At 64.9% G+C, this 16547-nt stretch carries 14 protein-coding genes, 1 pseudogene and 1 riboswitch; of the genes and pseudogenes, 9 read left to right on the top strand and 6 right to left on the bottom strand.

Annotated elements, in window-relative coordinates; genetic code table 11:
• Positions 1-37: 37 nt before the first annotated feature.
• The 6 genes from gjpA (AC5Y5Z_RS01200) (at position 38) to AC5Y5Z_RS01175 (ending at position 7224) form a co-directional block, all read left to right on the top strand.
• A complete protein-coding gene (gene gjpA / locus AC5Y5Z_RS01200) occupies positions 38-1228 on the top strand; it encodes an outer membrane porin GjpA (RefSeq protein ID WP_499922960.1) in 1191 nt (396 codons plus the stop codon).
• Between the two features lie 95 nt (positions 1229-1323).
• Entirely contained in the window at positions 1324-2148 is an 825-nt protein-coding gene (locus tag AC5Y5Z_RS01195; RefSeq protein ID WP_463824537.1) for a class I SAM-dependent methyltransferase, read from the top strand.
• 79 nt (positions 2149-2227) lie between these two features.
• Positions 2228-2890 carry a GAP family protein gene (locus tag AC5Y5Z_RS01190; RefSeq protein ID WP_499922959.1) on the top strand — a complete coding sequence of 221 codons (663 nt, stop codon included), beginning with the start codon at positions 2228-2230 and terminating at the stop codon, positions 2888-2890.
• Between the two features lie 328 nt (positions 2891-3218).
• Positions 3219-4730: a PPE family protein gene (locus tag AC5Y5Z_RS01185; RefSeq protein WP_499923171.1), complete on the top strand. Its 1512-nt coding sequence runs from the start codon at positions 3219-3221 to the stop codon at positions 4728-4730.
• Between the two features lie 58 nt (positions 4731-4788).
• Positions 4789-6288 carry a PE-PPE domain-containing protein gene (locus AC5Y5Z_RS01180; protein WP_463824539.1) on the top strand — a complete coding sequence of 500 codons (1500 nt, stop codon included), beginning with the start codon at positions 4789-4791 and terminating at the stop codon, positions 6286-6288.
• Between the two features lie 201 nt (positions 6289-6489).
• Positions 6490-7224: a class I SAM-dependent methyltransferase gene (locus tag AC5Y5Z_RS01175; protein WP_499922958.1), complete on the top strand. Its 735-nt coding sequence runs from the start codon at positions 6490-6492 to the stop codon at positions 7222-7224.
• A 215-nt stretch (positions 7225-7439) separates the two neighbouring features.
• On the opposite strand, the pseudogene AC5Y5Z_RS01170 reads toward AC5Y5Z_RS01175, so the two are convergent.
• The 3 genes and pseudogenes from AC5Y5Z_RS01170 to rpmB all read right to left on the bottom strand — a co-directional run.
• Positions 7440-7602, bottom strand: a pseudogene (locus AC5Y5Z_RS01170) (uS14 family ribosomal protein); the annotation flags it as partial.
• Positions 7602-7766, bottom strand: coding sequence for a 50S ribosomal protein L33 (gene rpmG, locus AC5Y5Z_RS01165; protein WP_499922956.1), 165 nt, complete (start codon positions 7764-7766; stop codon positions 7602-7604). The gene rpmG and the pseudogene AC5Y5Z_RS01170, both read right to left, overlap by 1 nt.
• Positions 7766-8002, bottom strand: coding sequence for a 50S ribosomal protein L28 (gene rpmB / locus AC5Y5Z_RS01160; protein WP_463824542.1), 237 nt, complete (start codon positions 8000-8002; stop codon positions 7766-7768). The genes rpmG and rpmB overlap by 1 nt, the downstream gene beginning before the upstream one ends.
• A 112-nt stretch (positions 8003-8114) precedes the next feature.
• Here rpmB and mrf point away from each other — a divergent pair, with 112 nt between their 5' ends.
• Positions 8115-9311: a ribosome hibernation factor-recruiting GTPase MRF gene (gene mrf, locus AC5Y5Z_RS01155; RefSeq protein WP_499922955.1), complete on the top strand. Its 1197-nt coding sequence runs from the start codon at positions 8115-8117 to the stop codon at positions 9309-9311.
• A gap of 128 nt (positions 9312-9439) precedes the next feature.
• A riboswitch (cobalamin riboswitch) is annotated at positions 9440-9622 on the top strand.
• A 143-nt stretch (positions 9623-9765) separates the two neighbouring features.
• Positions 9766-10992 carry an outer membrane porin GjpA gene (gjpA, locus tag AC5Y5Z_RS01150; RefSeq protein WP_499922953.1) on the top strand — a complete coding sequence of 409 codons (1227 nt, stop codon included), beginning with the start codon at positions 9766-9768 and terminating at the stop codon, positions 10990-10992.
• 75 nt (positions 10993-11067) lie between these two features.
• Here gjpA (AC5Y5Z_RS01150) and AC5Y5Z_RS01145 read toward each other — a convergent pair whose 3' ends face one another.
• The 3 genes from AC5Y5Z_RS01145 to AC5Y5Z_RS01135 are packed head-to-tail and all read right to left on the bottom strand — an operon-like array spanning position 11068 to position 15674.
• The gene (locus AC5Y5Z_RS01145) at positions 11068-12855 is read right to left on the bottom strand and encodes an ABC transporter ATP-binding protein (RefSeq protein WP_499922951.1); all 1788 of its coding nucleotides are present in this window, start codon (positions 12853-12855) and stop codon (positions 11068-11070) included.
• Positions 12852-14621 (bottom strand): ABC transporter ATP-binding protein, encoded by a 1770-nt coding sequence (locus AC5Y5Z_RS01140; protein ID WP_499922950.1) that lies wholly within the window; start codon positions 14619-14621, stop codon positions 12852-12854. Before AC5Y5Z_RS01140 ends, AC5Y5Z_RS01145 begins: the two co-directional genes overlap by 4 nt.
• Before the next feature lie 21 nt (positions 14622-14642).
• A complete protein-coding gene (locus AC5Y5Z_RS01135) occupies positions 14643-15674 on the bottom strand; it encodes a cobalamin biosynthesis protein (protein ID WP_499922948.1) in 1032 nt (343 codons plus the stop codon).
• A gap of 52 nt (positions 15675-15726) precedes the next feature.
• Here AC5Y5Z_RS01135 and AC5Y5Z_RS01130 point away from each other — a divergent pair, with 52 nt between their 5' ends.
• Positions 15727-16542 (top strand): oxygenase MpaB family protein, encoded by an 816-nt coding sequence (locus AC5Y5Z_RS01130; protein ID WP_499922947.1) that lies wholly within the window; start codon positions 15727-15729, stop codon positions 16540-16542.
• The last annotated feature ends 5 nt before the right edge of the window (positions 16543-16547 follow it).

Here is a 16547-nt window from a genome sequence, read left to right as displayed (position 1 = left end):
TGCCTTGTTCCCAGCAGCCACACCCGAGGAGATCTAGATGTCGTTTGTTGCAGCCACGACGGAGCTGGTTCGGGGCGCGGCCCAGGATCTGTCCGGTATCGGCACGGCGTTGACCGAGGCCGCGGCGAGCGTTTCCGGACCGACAACCGGCATCGCGGCCGCAGCTGAGGATGAGATCTCAATCGCGATCTCGTCGTTGTTCGGCAGTTTCGGCCGGCAGTTTCAAGTGGTCAGCACGCAGGCGCAGGCGTTTCACACCGAGTTCGTCAACCTGTTGAACAGCAGCGCAGGTGCCTACTCACGCGCCGAGATCGCCAACGCCGCCGCCGCAAGCGGTCTCGATCCGGTCACCCGTGTCCAGCAGGTACTAGACGGCACCACCCAGAATGCCCAGCGGGTGTTCGGCGCCTGGGATGCCGGAGTGACCACACTCGTCAGTGGCGTGTCCACCGGGTTCAACCAACTTCTCACCAATCCCACCGGGTTCTTCGGCAAGCTGCCGGCCGTAGTTCAATCGGTGCACTTGGTTGGCGCGCCGCATGAGCTCTCCGCCGCGGTAGTTCAGCACACCCTGGGCGGCATTACGCAGTCGAGCGGCAGCGAAACCGTCGACGTCTCCAACGTTCACGTCCAGCTGTACCAGGGGCTCATGGAGGGTTTCCTCGAAAACGGCTCGGAGGGCGCATTATTCGCCGGCGCCTTGAACTTCGCCGCCTCGCCGTTGAGTGGGCTGCTCGTGGGTGCGGTGGGGCCGTTCATCAGCCCGGGGGTGGCACTGCTCAATAGCGTCAACGGCGTCTTCGCCGATATCACCGGTGGCAATGCGACGGGCGCATTCCACGGTCTGATCAACACCCCGGCCAACGTTGTCGACGGCTTCTTCAACGGCGCTGTGCTGAATCTGGACCCGCTGGCGCCCGTGGTCAATCAGCTTTTCGCAGGCCCGGGCGCCGAGGAGCAGGTCGTCGGTATGAGCTTCGGCTTCGGCGGCCTGTTCAGCCCAGGACAGGTGGTCTACGGTGCCGCCGGTCCGAGGTACGACGGTGTCGGCGGTTCGCTGCTCAACAGCCTGGGCCTGCAGCTTGCCGTCGAATCGGACGACTTCGTCGGAACTCTGCCGGTTCCCGCCCTGCCGGTGGGTCCGATTGCCGCCGCCGCGAATCTTTTCAGCATCGTCGGGCAGGCACTCGGCCCCGGTCTGCCGCCCCCGCCGGCGGTCGAGATGTGAGCCGACGCTGACTGCTCCAACGCATGCGCCCGGCCCTCGGATGCAGCAGTGCCAGTGGTTGACTACTAGAACCGAGAGTGACGAGAGGCGGATCGATGAGCAGAACTGCGCCCGAGCTGGGCGATGTACAGGAGACTTTGCTGATTCCGCTCTACGCGCGGGCGTGCGACGCCGCGTCGAGTCGCCCGGTGCTCGGCGATCGCCGGGCACGCGAACTCGTCGACGCCATCGACTACGACTTCAGCGGTTTCCGCGGCCCCTCGCTGTCCGGATCGGTATACCGTTCCTCGATTTTCGACGGCTGGGCAGCGCGCTTTCTGCGCGAGAATCCCGCTGGCACCGTAGTCGAACTCGGCACCGGGTTGAACACCAGATTCGATCGACTCGACAACGGGACACTGCACTGGATCGACCTCGACCTTCCTGACAGCATCGCGCTGCGCCGCCAATTCTTCAGTGACAGAGAGCGTTACCGGATGCTGGCCGGCTCGGTTTTGGACAACGACTGGTTCGACGTCATCGCCGACTCCCCCGCCCCGTACCTGTTCCTCAGCGAAGCCGTCCTGATCTATCTCAATGGCGATCAGGTGCGAAGTGCGTTAACCAATCTCGCACAACGCTTTCCGGGTTCACTGATCGCCTTCGACACGGCGGGTGAAAAGATGGTCTCCGGCCAGGACCGCAACCGATCGCTGGCACAGGTGCGCGCCCGTCTGCAATGGGTATGCGACGACCCGCACGAACTCCAGGACTGCGGTCTCGATCTGCTCGACAGCCGAACACTGGCGACACCGCAACCAGAAATCGCCAAAAGCTGGCCGTGGCAACGCCGTTACGGCATGCCGGTGCTGGCCAGATTCGCACCTGGGATGGTGAACACGTACAAGTTCAATCTGTTCAGAGCTGCGCCGGCACACTGATACCACATCCTCGGCCGGGTTGCCGGCCGGCTGGCATCCGCATTGCCCGGGCGGAAGCGTGCTAGCACTATTGCTGACGATGGCGGGGTTCGCGCTTGTCGAATCTCTCAATGTCCTCAATCTAGCCGTCACCTCGGCGATCGTGTATGACAGTCGGCTGCAACGTCGTTCACCGTTGCCCGGCGGACTGAGCTTCCTAGGCGGGTTGTTCTCCGCGACCGCTGCCGTCGGTATCACCGTCGTGGTCGGTCTGGCAATCTTCACCGAACCGACCACCATCCGACTGACGCCGTGGATGCGATACACGGGCGAGCTGACCCTGGGGATGCTACTCATTTTTGTGGCGTGCTATCCATCCAGAGTGCGTTCCGCCGCGCCGCGCTGGACGTTCCCGGCTATGCGACGAAATCCGTTGCTGCTTGCCGTCTTCGGTGTCGTGCTGGGCTTTGGCCAATCCGCGACCGACGTCATGTATCTGGGCGCCCTCGCGATGCTCAGTACTTATCGGCTTCCGATTTCGGTCTGGCCGGTAGTCGTGATCGCCTATTGCGCGATCGAGCTATGGCCTTCGCTACTGGTGCTTTTCCTCGGGAGCAGGCGAACAGCGCGGGCACGGCGTATTCAACGTCGGATCCTACGAACCGTCACCCGCTTCGGCCCGCTCGTCATACGCGCGTTGTGCCTGAGCGCCGGTTGTGTGCTTGTCGCACATTCGCTCCTGCATTGCGCCGGCATGCGGTGAATCCGTCGATTCTTGATTCGCCGTGCCGAACACACCGGTGGACTGCCGATTTTCCCGACCGACGGGCTGACACTGGCTTATTATTTGACAACCCGGGCCGTTACCCCAAATGAAAACCACTTTCATTAAGCGTCGTCAGCGGGTAGCTTGGCAAGGACGATAAACGTGTTTCGCGTCTGACTCTGCCCCGTTATGCGACCGAGGAGCCCGCGGTGTCTGTCCCCCACTTCTGTGGTGACGGCAGCTGTCGCTGGTGCGTCCCGACGGACCGCGTTGTCCGCACGCTTCACCGCAACCGCGCAACAACGGCACGGCCGGCGGGCACGAGGTGACCGCGCCGATCTGGATGGCCCTGCCGCCGGAGGTGCATTCAGCACTCTTGAGCAGCGGACCGGGCTCTGGGCCGTTGCTGGCTGCCGCAGCCGCCTGGAATGCGTTGAGCGCCGAATACGCCGATGTGGCTGCGGAACTCGCCGCGGTCGTCGGCGCGGTGCAGGCCGGAACATGGCAGGGCCCCAGTGCGGAGTCCTATGCCGCCGCCAATGCCCCGTATGTAGCTTGGCTGGCCCAACAGGCCGCCGACTCGGCAGCCACGGCGCTGCAGCACGAGACCGAAGCCGCCGCCTACACCGTCGCTGTGACGACCATGCCTACCCTGGCCGAGTTAGCTGCCAACCATGCCACCCATGCAGTGCTGTTGGCAACGAACTTCTTCGGCATCAATACTGTCCCGATAGCTCTCAACGAGGCCGACTACGTGCGAATGTGGATTCAGGCCGCCACCACCATGAGCACATACCAGGACGTTTCCGCGGCCTCCCTGGCTGCGGTGCCGGTCACCGATGCGGCACCGCCGGTGCTGAAGTCTGACGCCGCGCCGGCTGCCGTCGACTTCTCCCCGGAGAGCATCTACACGGCCTACCAGCAATTCATCCAGGGCCTGGTGTTGCGCCTGTTCGGAATCCCGGGAAACGAGGTGCCCTATCAACTTCCGGCCCTGGAAGCCTTTCTGGCGGCTCCGTCCCTGGAGACTCTCAATGCATTCGTCTTTGCGATGGTTGTCGGATTGTCCATCGACGGGGTGACTTTCGGACTGCCCGCAGCGCTGCTGACGACTCCGGTGCTGGGATTCGCTGGTCTGAGCCTGGCGGGCCTGGGCGGATTGGGCGTGTTGAATCGACTGCTGCAGCTGCCTCCGCTCGATTTCGATTTTCCGGAACCTGTTGCGGCGCTGCCGGGTTCGGCCCTCGGACCGCTGCCGGCGGTCGCGGCACCCGGGACGGTGCCGTCACCCGCGCCGGGCGGGATCACCGCTTCGTCGCCAGCATCCACCGCGCCGCCGGCGCCGGCGCCGAGCCCCGCACCGGCACCGGGCGCACCCGGATTCGGTTATATGGTCTACAGCGGCGGACCTGACGAGGGGGCAGGCCCATCCTTGACCGAAGGCGGCACAGCGAAAGCGCCGGCCGCGGACATCGCCGCGGCGGCAGCAGCGCCGGCCCGGGGGTCCGCGCAGCAGCGCGCACGGCGCCGTCGACGTGTCGTGCTGAGGGATTACGGGGACGAGTATGCGGACATGAACGGTGCGGACGTTGGGCCTGACCCTGTCGGCGCTGCGACGGGTGCCTCCGAGCGGGGCGCCGCACCCTTGGGCTTCACCGGCGCGGTGTCCAGGGCAGAAGACGTCCGTCCCGGGGGGTTGGCTACCGTTGCCGGGGACTTCGGCAACGGTGCGCGCGCGCCGATGCTCCCGCAAACCTGGGGCAGTGAGCCCGGCGAGGAGCCGCGGACACCCGGCGGGCCCGCTGCTGCGCAGCCCACCGACGAGCGATACACATGACCATGCGCGGCTACACCGGCCGACGGCAACTGCCCGACACATCGACAAGGGGGGTGGCGTGTCGCCTTTTGCGGTGACGCCCGAGGCGTTGGGTTCGGCGACAACGACTTTGGCGCGAATCCGTTCGGAGCTGGATGCCGCGCGGCTGGCAGCTGCGGCGTCGACCACCGGCCAGATGGCTGCCGGCGCGGACGAAGTGTCATCAGCGATCTCGGCGCTGTTCGCCGAATTCGGCGCCGAGTTTCACGCCGTTGAAGCGCGAGTCGGCGCTTATCATCAGCAGCTTGTTCAAACGCTGAGGGCAGCAGCCGCAACCTACAGCGCCGCGGAGGCGTTCAATTCGTCAACGCTGGAGATGGTCCAGCGTGAGGTGGCCGCCGCGCTCGACGCGCCCCGCCTGGCGTTGTTCGGTCGCCCGATGATCGGCACGACCGCAACCGGCACGACAGCCACTCTCGCGGCAGCGGACTACGCCACGCTGATCATGGGCGGCACCGGAAACCCGACCCCGGGCTCCGGCTACCTCAACTACGTCTACGACACCTACATCGCTCCTCGGATTGCCCCGCTGACCGGCACGCCGACCGGCCTGACCACCCCCCAGCAGGGCTGGCCGCTGACCGGCCTCAATAGTCTGACGTTCGACACCTCGGTTGCTCGAGGCGTGGAGATCCTCAAGCAGGCGATCGCGGCTCAACCCGCTGGCACAAAGACTGCGGTGTTCGGCTTCTCACAGAGCGCCACCGTCGTCACCAACTATCTGAATGAAATCGCCACCGGTGCCATAGCGAACCCGCCCAACCCGGCCGACTTGAGATTCACCCTCATCGGCAATCCCAACAATCCCAACGGCGGCCTCTTCGAACGCTTCGTCGGGCTCTACATCCCCGGCTTCAACGAGACGCTCGGCGGTGCAACACCCGACTTGGCCTACCAGACCGACATCTACACCATTCAGTACGACGGCTTCGCGCACTTTCCCCGCTACCCCACCAATTTGCTGTCGGTAGCGAACGCCGTTGCCGGTTTGTACTACGACCACCTGGCGCCGACGCCCACTTATATGAGTCTCACGCCCGAGCAGATCGGGTCGGCGGTCGTCGCGCCGGTGTCTCCGGGATCCGGCAACACCACCTACTACATGATCCCGACGCAGGACCTGCCCTTGCTCCGGCCGTTGAACCTACCGCAACCTCTGCTCAACATGGTCCAGCCGCCGTTGCGGGTGCTCATCGACATGGGTTACGGCGATATCGGCGGGCCCAACACCGAATATGCAAACCTGCCCACACCGGCCAGTCTGTTCCCACTCATCAACCCGATCAACGTCGGCGGCTACCTGATCGAAGGAGTCGGCCAAGGAATACAGGCCAATCTGGTGCTGGCCGGGTTGCTCCCGGCATCGGCCATGCCGAACGCGTATCCCTTTGTGCCGTCGCTGGATCCCGGGTTGACGATCAATGTGGGCCAGCCCAGCATCACCGGGGTGTCCGCAGTGACCACCGTCGCTGGTTCGTTGTTACGCGCGCTTCCGATCCCGCCGTTCGGGGCAGGCTAGTCTGCACCCCCGGCGGGAGCGCCCGAGGACTGAATTGAGCGTTCGGGCAATGACTTTCCCCCGAGGTGTGACCTGTCCGTCTGCCAATCGGCACCTCACTTCGCGCTACCACACAGCTATCGAAAACGATTTTCGTTTTGACATTGCACGCGCTACAGTGCAAATACATCGCCGCACAAGAAGACTGGGACTGTTGCATAGATGACCAACTCTGTCGACGTCGATCCGTACGCGCGATCGGCGGAATTCTACGAAGTCATGGCGTTGCCCCACTGGGCGATGAAACGCGATGTCTTGGTGTCTGCGCTGCAGAGCGGCGGGCAGGTGACCGAGCCCGTGCTTGACATCGGAGCCGGAACCGGCTTGTCGACGATCACGATCGCCGACACCATTCCGCACGCAGCTATTCACGCAGTTGAACCATCCGCTGCCATGCGCGCCGCACTGGTGTCACGCGTGCTCGGCCGCAGCGATCTGATTGACCGCGTGACCGTCCATTCCGATTTCGTCGAGGACTTTCAGCTTCCCGAACGCGTGGGCGCCGCAGTGCTTTTCGGCGTGGTCGGATTCCTCGACAAGCAATCCCGCCATCGATTCTGGGACCAGCTGCGCTCGCGACTGACGCCGCAAGCGCCGGTTGTCGTAGAGGTGATGGCGCTCGACCAGCCCATGGCCATACCGGAAATGACGATAGCGCAGCAGCGAATTGGCAGCCGCGACAACGAAGTTCGCATATCCGGCCAGCCGGCGGGCGCCGATGCAGAACTCTGGACCATGCACTACGTGGTGCGCGAGGATCAGCTGGTGATTCGGGAATTCACCACGAACTACACCTGGCGCACCGTGGGTCTCGCAGAGCTTGCCCACGAGGCCGCAGAACACGACATGACTTTCCAAGAACTCCACCCGCTGATCGGCCTGATGCAGCCGCGGTGACCGAGAGTCACCTGAGCCCAGATCCGTTGCTGTGCCGATCAGTTGTGCCGGACGGCCCGACCGGCACATCGCCGATACCGGTCGAGTTGCGCAGGAAGCGGCGCATTCTCAACCCCGGTCGTCCTGGTGTCGAGCAGCGCAGACCTGACATAGTTTTCCTGGTGCGTTTGATATCCGGATGCGGGCCCACGCCTGCCCGCCGCGGCGTCCGGGTTTCACCAACTGCCATTCGCGGGTAGTTGGCCTGTGTGCGCCAATTGGCGCAGCCGGACTCTGGACAAGCCGAACTTGCGCAGATGCCCGCGGGGGACGGCCGACGGCGTCGCGGTTTCGGACCCGTACGGCACTGGCGTCTCGGGGCTGACGGCCCAATTCGGTCAGCGGTCCTCTCGAAAGTCGACGTGGCGCCGGACCACGGGGTCGTACTTGCGCAGGACCAGCCGGTCCGGGTCGTTGCGGCGGTTCTTGCGGGTGATGTATGTGTAACCCGTACCGGCCGTGGAACGCAGCTTGATGATCAGCCGAATCTCGTTGCGCGCCATCAGATTCGCTGCCCTTCGCGGCGTAACCGGGACACCACGGCCTCGATACCGTCGCGGTCGATGATCTTGATGCCCTTGGCGCTGACTCGCAACCGAACTCGGCGGCCTTCCGAGGGCAGGTAGTACGTCTTGCTCTGGATGTTCGGCGACCAGCGCCGACTCGTCCTGCGATGTGAATGCGAGACCGCGTTACCGAATCCGGGTTCCCGTCCTGTGACCTGACACCGAGCAGACACCCCACAACCTCCTGACAGTCCAGCTTATTGAAAATCGTTTTCGACAAGCCTCTGCCCGTGACGGTACCCTGGGAACGGTCTAAATGAAAATGATTGTCGATAAGAGGTGCTGATGCGGAAACCTGTTGTCTTGGTCGCCGGCCAGCAGAACACCGATCCGGTCGTCGGCACCTTGCTGCGCACCTGTGGAACGCTCGTGGTCGAGCATCGTTTCGACGGATACACGGTGCGCCGCACAACGGTCAATCTGCAACACGGCGTGTTGACGACCGCAGAGATCGGCATCGAGCTCGCACACGGATGTGTTTCCTGCACCATCCGCACCGACCTTCTCGTGCTGCTGCGTCAGCTGAGCCGCCGCGATGATGTGGACCGTATCGTGGTCCACCTCGCACCCTGGCTGGAACCGGAACCAATCTGCTGGGCGATCAACAATGTCCGGATCAGGGTGGCGCCCGGCTACATCGACGGCCCTGCGGCCCTTGATGTTCGGATCGCGGCGGTCGTGACGTGCGTCGACTCGTCGCGGTGGCTGCGCCAGGTTCTGGGTGAGGGCGAATTAGACGACGGACGTACCGAGGCGCAGGTGGTGGTCGGACAGGCAGAATTCGCGGATGTCATCGTTCTCAGCGATGTGGAGCCAATCCTGGCCACGGTGCTGCGACGCTTGGCCCCCCGCGCACGGATCAGCTACGGAGCGAACAGAATTGAGCAGGTGCTCGCCGGCCTTGACAGTCGTGCGCGCCGGGGGCGAGACGATGATCCGCACGGCCCGTTGCTATCCGGGCAACCTCCCCTCGAGCCCACCGGCACCGTCCAACTTGTCGAGTTCAGCGCCCAGCGTCCGTTTCACCCCCAGCGTCTGTACGACCGCATGGAGCTGTTGCTGGAGGGAGTGATCCGAACTCGAGGTCGCTTGTGGCTAGCCGGTCAGGACCAGCAGGCGATGTGGCTGGAATCGGCGGGAGGTGGATGGCGGGTCGGTTCAGCAGGCAAGTGGCTCACTGCCATGACCGACGCGGAGTTGGCCGGCGTCGACGACGAACGCCGTGCCCTCGCCCAGTTGAGGTGGGACCCCCTGCACGGCGACCGGCACACGGCAATGACGATCCTGGTCTACAGCGCGGACTCCGGCGAAATCCTCGATGGTCTCGGCCGTGCTCTGCTCACCGACGACGAGCTCTGCTCCCCCGCTGCCTGGGACCGCTATCCAGATCCGTTCGGCGATTGGAGCGAAGACCTCACCGAAACCGCCGATTCTTTCGACGATATGGCCGCCATTCAGAACGCCGACCATCGAGCGAACTAGTTGCAACGAGGGCAATTAGGGGTGGCGCGGTAATCGCGACGGACGGACTCACACCGTGCCGCTGCGATGCCATCGCTCCGACGAGGTCACCGCCGTGGCAGCCGGGGCGGGCCTGCCTGTTCCATTGGGGGTCCCCGGCGTGTAACAATGTCGCCCGTACGGCGATGACGACGCAGGAAGCCGGTGCGAATCCGGCGCGGTGCCGCCACTGTCATCGGGGAGCGACCCTCACATGCCACGGCCATTTGGCTGGAAGGCGAGGCGAGCGGCGATCCGAGAGCCAGGAGACTCGTGTCATCGCATCCTGCTAACCCGGGGCGGAGCACCCCGGAGAAAGCCGCCACCTCAGATGCTGCGCGTCCTTTGCCACCTCCTGTGCGGTTGGCCGTACGACGCCTGTGCAAATTTCCGACCGGCGGTCACCGTACTGGCGAACGAATAAGGGAGAGCAAGCATGTCGTTTGTGACCGCAAGCGCGGATCTGATGCAGAGCGCAGCACAAGATCTGTCGGGTATCCGCCGAGCGCTCGCCGATGCCGCCGCGACGGTTTCGGGACCCACCACGGGAATCGCGGCCGCAGCCGAGGACGAGATCTCCATCGCGATCTCGTCGTTGTTCGAGAACTTCGGCCGGCAGTTCCAGTCGGTCAACTCACACGCGCTGGCGTTTCATACCGAGTTCGTCAGCTCGATGAATTCCAGCGTCGGGGCCTACACAAGTGCCGAGGTCGCCAACGCGCAGCAGAACCTGCTCGGCGCACTGGGCTCATCCCATGCACCCGCCGCCGCGACTGCCGTCGACCCGATCACCCGGTGGGAGCAGGTCGTCGCGACGACGGCGCAGAACGCCGAGACGGTGTTCGGAGCCTCGCGGGTCGGCCTGAACACGTTCACCGGTGGCATCAACCACCTCGTCACCAACCCCGCGGGCTTCTTTGCCAAGCTGCAGGCCGCTGCACAGGCGATACCCCTGGTCGGTGCCCCAAGAGACCTCGCACTCGCGGTCACCCAGCACACGCTTGGCGGTATCACCCAGACGATCTCCGACCCGGTGACGTACGTGCCCAACGCGCACAACGAAATCTATACCGGGCTGATCGAGAGTTTCCTCCCCGACGGGCCGGTGGGAGTAGTGCTCACTGAAGTCCTGAACTTCGCAGCTTCACCCTTGAGCGGCCTGCTCATGGGTGCCGTGGGTCCATTCGCAAGCCCCGGCGTCGCGCTGCTCAACAGCGCCGGCGGCGTCCTCGCCGATATCACCGGCGGCAATGTGACGGGGGCGCTCACCGGCCTGTTGAACACACCGGCCAACGTCGTTGACGGTTTCTTCAACGGGGCCACGTTGAACCTGGATCCCCTTGCGCCGCTGGTCAACCAGTTCATCAGCGGTCCCACCGGGGGCACCGAACAAGTCACCGGCTTGAGCCTTGGTTTCGGTGGCCTCTTCAGTCCGGGGCAGGTTGTGTACGGTGCCGCCGGACCGATCTATAACGGCGTCGGCGGTTCGCTGTTGAACTCGATCGGAGTCGAGCTCACTTTCACTGAAAACGAGTTCCAAGGCATCCTGCCGATTCCCGCGCTCCCGGTCGGTCCGATCGCGGCGACGGCGAATCTGTTCAGCATCGTCGGACAGATATTCGGGGGCGGCTTGGAGCCGCCTCCCCTGCCAGTCGAGATGTAGGCAAACTCTCGGCGAACACCTGCCTCAGCGGTAGAAATGGTGCCCACACGGCGCGGCATCTTCCGCTGGGGCAGGCTATGCCGACCCGGACGCAGCAGGGGTCGGCTGATCGCGCCGAAGTTGCCAGCCTCGGGCACGCAACCGCTCTTCCCAGAACCTGGTATAGGTCCCCTGGTTTGCGACCAGCTGCTCATGACGTCCGCGTGCGCTGATCCGACCGTCATCGAGGACAAGAATCTGGTCGGCGTCTATCACCGTCGAAAGTCGATGTGCGACAACGATAACCGTGCGCTCGTGAGCTAGTTCGCGGATGGCTGCGGCCACGGCGGCCTCGTTGACGGCATCGAGCGCGGCCGTAGCTTCATCCAGGAGCACGACCGGCGCATTCTTGAGCAACGCGCGGGCAATCGCGACACGCTGCCTTTCCCCGCCCGAGAGCGCCGACCCCCCTTCGCCAACGCGTGTGTTCCACCCGTTGGGCAGCCGGTTGATGACTTCGTCGAGCCGGGCGATGCCGGCAACGTGGGACAGCTCGGCTTCTGTGGCATCAGGATCGGCCATCCGCAGGTTGTCAGCGATGGTGCCGTCGAAAAGGTAAGCGTCGTCGAATACTTGCGCGGTCAGGTGTGCGACTGCGCTGGTGCCGAGTTCGCGTACGTCGTAGCCGCCGATGCGGATGCTGCCGTCGTCGACGTCGAAGAAGCGGGCAATCAGTCTGAGCAACGTCGTCTTCCCGGCGCCGGACGGGCCGACGATCGCGGTAAGACTGCCGCTCGGGATGGTGGCGTCGACGCCGCTGATGACCTCGTCACTCGAATCGCGGTGATGGTACCCGAATCGCACACCACGCAATTCGATGTCCGCACCGGCGGGCGTCGCCGCTCGGTCGGGCTCCGGCAGCGGTGGCACGGCCAGCAACTCGCGCACTCGAACGATCGCGTCGGCGTTGACTTGTACGTGACCGGCCAGGTCGCCGAGCTGAGAGATCGGATCGATCATGCGCAACGTGATGATGAACAGCCCGATCAGCGTCGGCACCGCAAGATCACCGCGCAAGGTCAGGGCGACCGTCAACCCGATGATCGTGGTAACGACGAGTTGCATCGTCCCGAAGCATCCAATCAATCCCCACGCACCGCGGATAGTCAACCGCGACTGCGAGTGTTGTTGCTGGACAAGGGATTCCTCGAGCGCGCCCAGCGATCGACGGTCCAGCACCCCATACGCTCGCAAAGTCGGCTGCTGGCGGGCGAACTCCACGATGCGGGACGCGGTCGCTGCCACGTCGTGTTCGTACTGGGCGTCGTTGCGGTGCACGATGCCCATATACATCTTCAGCGACAGCGCGCACAGCACCGCACCTACGGTCAGAGCGATGCCAATGCGCCAGTCGCTCAGATAGCTGCCGATGATCAGCGTGGCCGGTGCGGTCACTCCGACGATGATGTGCCGCAGCATATGCGCCGGGAAGTCCGCGACGTCGGTCGCATCCTTGCTGACCAGACGTCCGACCGGACCGGTGCGGTCCGCACCGAACCAGCCGATCGGCAAGGTGGCCAGGTGATTTCCGATTCGGGTATGGAAACTGGTCAGCACGTCAGTGCCGACCAGGAACCCCAGTGATGTGCTCCACGCGAGCAACGCGTGGTGGGCTCCGACCGTTACCGCGATCGCCGCGATCCATGACCACAGCTGGGCCCATGCGACTGGCCGTTCGAACAGTGTGCCGAGCAGCGGTACGACCAACAAGAAACCGATGCCCTGGAGAACTCCCTGTGCACCTTGCAGTACCAGCATGGTGCGCAGGTGGCGGCGCCCGCGGGCATCGAGCAGCTCGAGCAGATGCCGAATGATGGTGATCAACGGTCGACCTTCAGTTGTTGGGCAACAACGTGTTCGGCTTCTCTCTCGTGCTTCCACAACCGTGCGTAAATGCCGTCGTTGCCCAGCAGGTCGCGATGCGCACCCTGTTCGGCGATCCGGCCGCCGTCCAGCACGACGATGGCGTCGGCACTTTGAATCGTGCTGAGCCGGTGCGCGATCACCAACACCGTGCGGCCGCGGGTGACCTCGGTCAGCGCGTCTTGGATGCGTGCTTCGCTTTCGGGGTCGGCGCTCGCGGTCGCCTCATCCAGCACCAGAATCGGGCGGTCCGCCAGGATCGCGCGGGCAATGCAGACCCGCTGGCGTTCACCCGCTGAAAAGGCCGCGTCCTGTCCGATCATCGAATCGAACCCCCGTGGCAATTGCTCGATTCTCCCCAAGATCTGAGCTTTACGCGCGGCCTCCCGCACCGTCGCGTCGTCGGCGTCGGGACAGCCGAGGCGGATGTTGTCGCGGACACTCATCGCCAACAGGTGTGCGTCCTGGAACACAAAGGCGACTTGCCGGTAAAGCTCTGCCGGGTCGATGCGACGCAGGTCGACTCCGTAGAGTTCGACCGAGCCCTCGCCCGGATCGTTGAACCGGGGAAGCAGCTTGGCCAGGGTGGATTTCCCGGAACCGGACGGTCCGACCAGCGCGGTGAGGGTACCGCGGGCCAGGCTCAAATCGATCCCGTCGAGGGCGACAGTGTCTCCGTATGAGACACGCACGCCCCGCATCTGCACCACCGGGCCGGGCGCCTCGGCGTCGATTTCAGCCGGGTAGTCGGGGGTGGGAAGGTCCGGGGTAGCCAGCAAGTCGCGGATCTCCCCGTACACCTTCAGCGCGGAGACCAAGGGCTGCACCGACATCAACAGCGACATCCAACCGGACGTGATGACGGTGCCGAACACCAGGAAGGCGATGAAGTTCTGCAACGAGAGATCGCCGTTGGCCGTGAGGATTCCGCCCGCCGCCGCGACGCCCAGCAGGATGCTGGGCGGCGAGAGCAGGATTTCGGCAATCACACTCGCGACGCTGGTAGCTTTCGCCCAGTCGAGGAAGAAACGCGCGAATCCTCGACATACGTCCTGGAAGTGCCGGCTCGCTGTTCCGGGCGTGCCAAACGATTTCACGACGCCGATGCCGTTGACGAATTCCACCGCTGCGCCGTTCAGACGTGCCAACCATTGCAAGAACTCTGGATACTTGGTTTCGGCGCTGGCCATCGCGCGTTGGTATGCGGCCAGCCCGGCGAACACCGGAAGCAATGTCACCAAGGCCATGCGCCAGTCCAGGTAGAACAGATAGATCAATGCCACCAGTGGTGGCACCACGGCCGCACTCAGCTCGACAATCGAATGCGCAACAAGGCGGTGCAGCGCAGCCACATCATCTTCGACCGCTTTCTTCACCACGCCGGAGTTTCGCTCGTCGAACCAGCTCAGCGGTACCCGGCCGAGCTTGACCAGCAATTCCCGCCGGATCTGAAACGACACGCGAATATCGGCTAGGTGCGTCATCACTCCGGCGGCGAATACCCCCAACTGCTTTGCTGTCAGCGCACCGATCGCCACAATGACGATGGGCCATACATCGGTGTCGCCGACGAGTAGCCGACGACTGACCTCCACGACGACGAACAGCGGGGCCATCCCGGCCAGCGAGCTGACCGCGGCCAGCAAACCGCACGCGATCAGCGTCACCCGGGCGGATTTCAGGATTGCCGGCGCTTGCGCGGGCCTGCTGTCGCTGCGCGGACGCACGCATTCCCTCCATCCGAATGATTACTGCCCTGCGGTCATCGCTGTCAGGATTCGCCACACCAGTGGAGTTGAACGAGTCCCCGATCGTCCGTTCTCCGATGAGGGTAACCGGGGTGGACGGGCGTCCGGCCGTCGCCAGACCACCACCGAGGCGACCACGACGGCCCCGGCCTGCACCGCCCTCGACAGGAGCACGGCGCGGCGCAAGTCGATCACGGTCGGCGAATGCCCGTCCCCCAGCGTCGGGCGGATCTGCAACTCGTGGCGGTATTGGGTGGGTCCGCCCAGCCGCACCCCCAGCGCACCGGCGAACGCCGCCTCGACGACGCCGGCGTTCGGGCTGGGATGCCGGGCCGCATCGCGACGCCAGGCCCGCACCGCGGCTGTCGGGGACCCGCCCACCAGCGGCGCGCAGAGCGCCACCAGTCCCGCGGTCACCCGCGCCCCGACGTAGTTGGCTGCATCATCCAATCGTGCTGCGGCCCAACCGAATCGGAGATAGCGCGGGGAGCGGTGCCCGACCATCGCATCCAAGGTGTTGACCGCCCGATACCCCAGCGCCGCCGGCGTACCGCCAACGGCGGCCCACAGCAACGGCGCCACCACCGCGTCGGAGGTGTTCTCGGCCACCGACTCCAGCGACGCGCGCGTCAAACCCGGCTCGTCCAGCACCGCCGGGTCGCGTCCGCACAACGACGGGAGCAACCGTCGCGCGCTTCCGATGTCACCGTCCTCCAGCAACCCGGCCATCCGGGAACCGGTGCGCGCCAACGACGTTCCGCCCAGCGCGACCCAGGTCGCCAACGCGACGGCCGTCGGCGAGCTGACGCGGCGCTGCAACATCACACCCGTCAGACCCGCCATGCCCACCAGCACGCCCACGTGCACCGCGCCGGCAACCCGCGTGTCGCGATAGGTCAGCCGTTCCAGCTGGGCGGCCGCCGTTCCGAACAACGCCACCGGATGTCCCCGGCGCGGGTCGGCGAACACCAGGTCGGCCAGATATCCGGCCGACACACCGAGCATCCGGGCCCGCCGGGTCGACGCAAGCATTCCGGCAGCGTCTCATACGTGATGTACTCGATCCCATGGGCAAGGATCCGCAATGAAGCGGCCCGCGACCAGGGTCGCCGACCTGTTGAATCCGGCGGCAATGCTGATGCCGGCGGCGAATGTCATCATGCAGTTGTCCTTGCCGGGCGTCGGCTACGGCGTGCTGGAGAGCCCGGTGGACAGCGGCAACGTCTACAAGCACCCGTTCAAGCGGGCCCGCACCACCGGCACCTACCTCGCGGTGGCGACCATCGGCACCGAATCCGATCGAAAACTGATCCGCGAGGCCGTCGACACCGCGCACCGGCAGGTCCGTTCCACCGCAACCAGCCCGGTGTCCTACAACGCCTTCGATCCGATGTTGCAGCTGTGGGTGGCCGCCTGCCTGTACCGCTACTTCGTCGAACAACACGAATATCTGCACGGCCCGCTCGACGACACCGCCGCCGAACTGGTCTATCAGGACGCCAAACGCCTGGCCACCACGCTGCAGGTGCCCGAACGCATGTGGCCGGCCGACCAGGTCGCCTTCGACGAGTACTGGAAGCGCTCGCTGGACGAGCTGCAGATCGACCCGCCGGTGCGCGAGCACCTGCACGGGGTGGCGTCGATGGCTTTCCTGCCGTGGCCGGTGCGGGCGCTGGCCGGGCCGTTCAATCTGTTCGCGACGACGGGGTTTCTGGCCCCGGAGTTCCGGGCGATGATGCGCCTGGACTGGTCGCAGTCCCAGCAACGCCGATTCGAGTGGCTGCTGGCCGCGCTGCGGCTTGCCGACCGGCTGATACCGCACCGACTCTGGATCCTCGGCTATGAGCTGTACCTGCGGGACATGCGGTCTCGCGCGCGCCGCGGCCGGCGGATCGTCTGACCACC

The sequence above is a fragment of the Mycobacterium sp. NGS29 genome, from assembly GCF_059812965.1.
The sequence above is the reverse complement of the archived record's forward strand: the minus strand, read 5'-3'. Positions and strand labels throughout refer to the sequence as shown.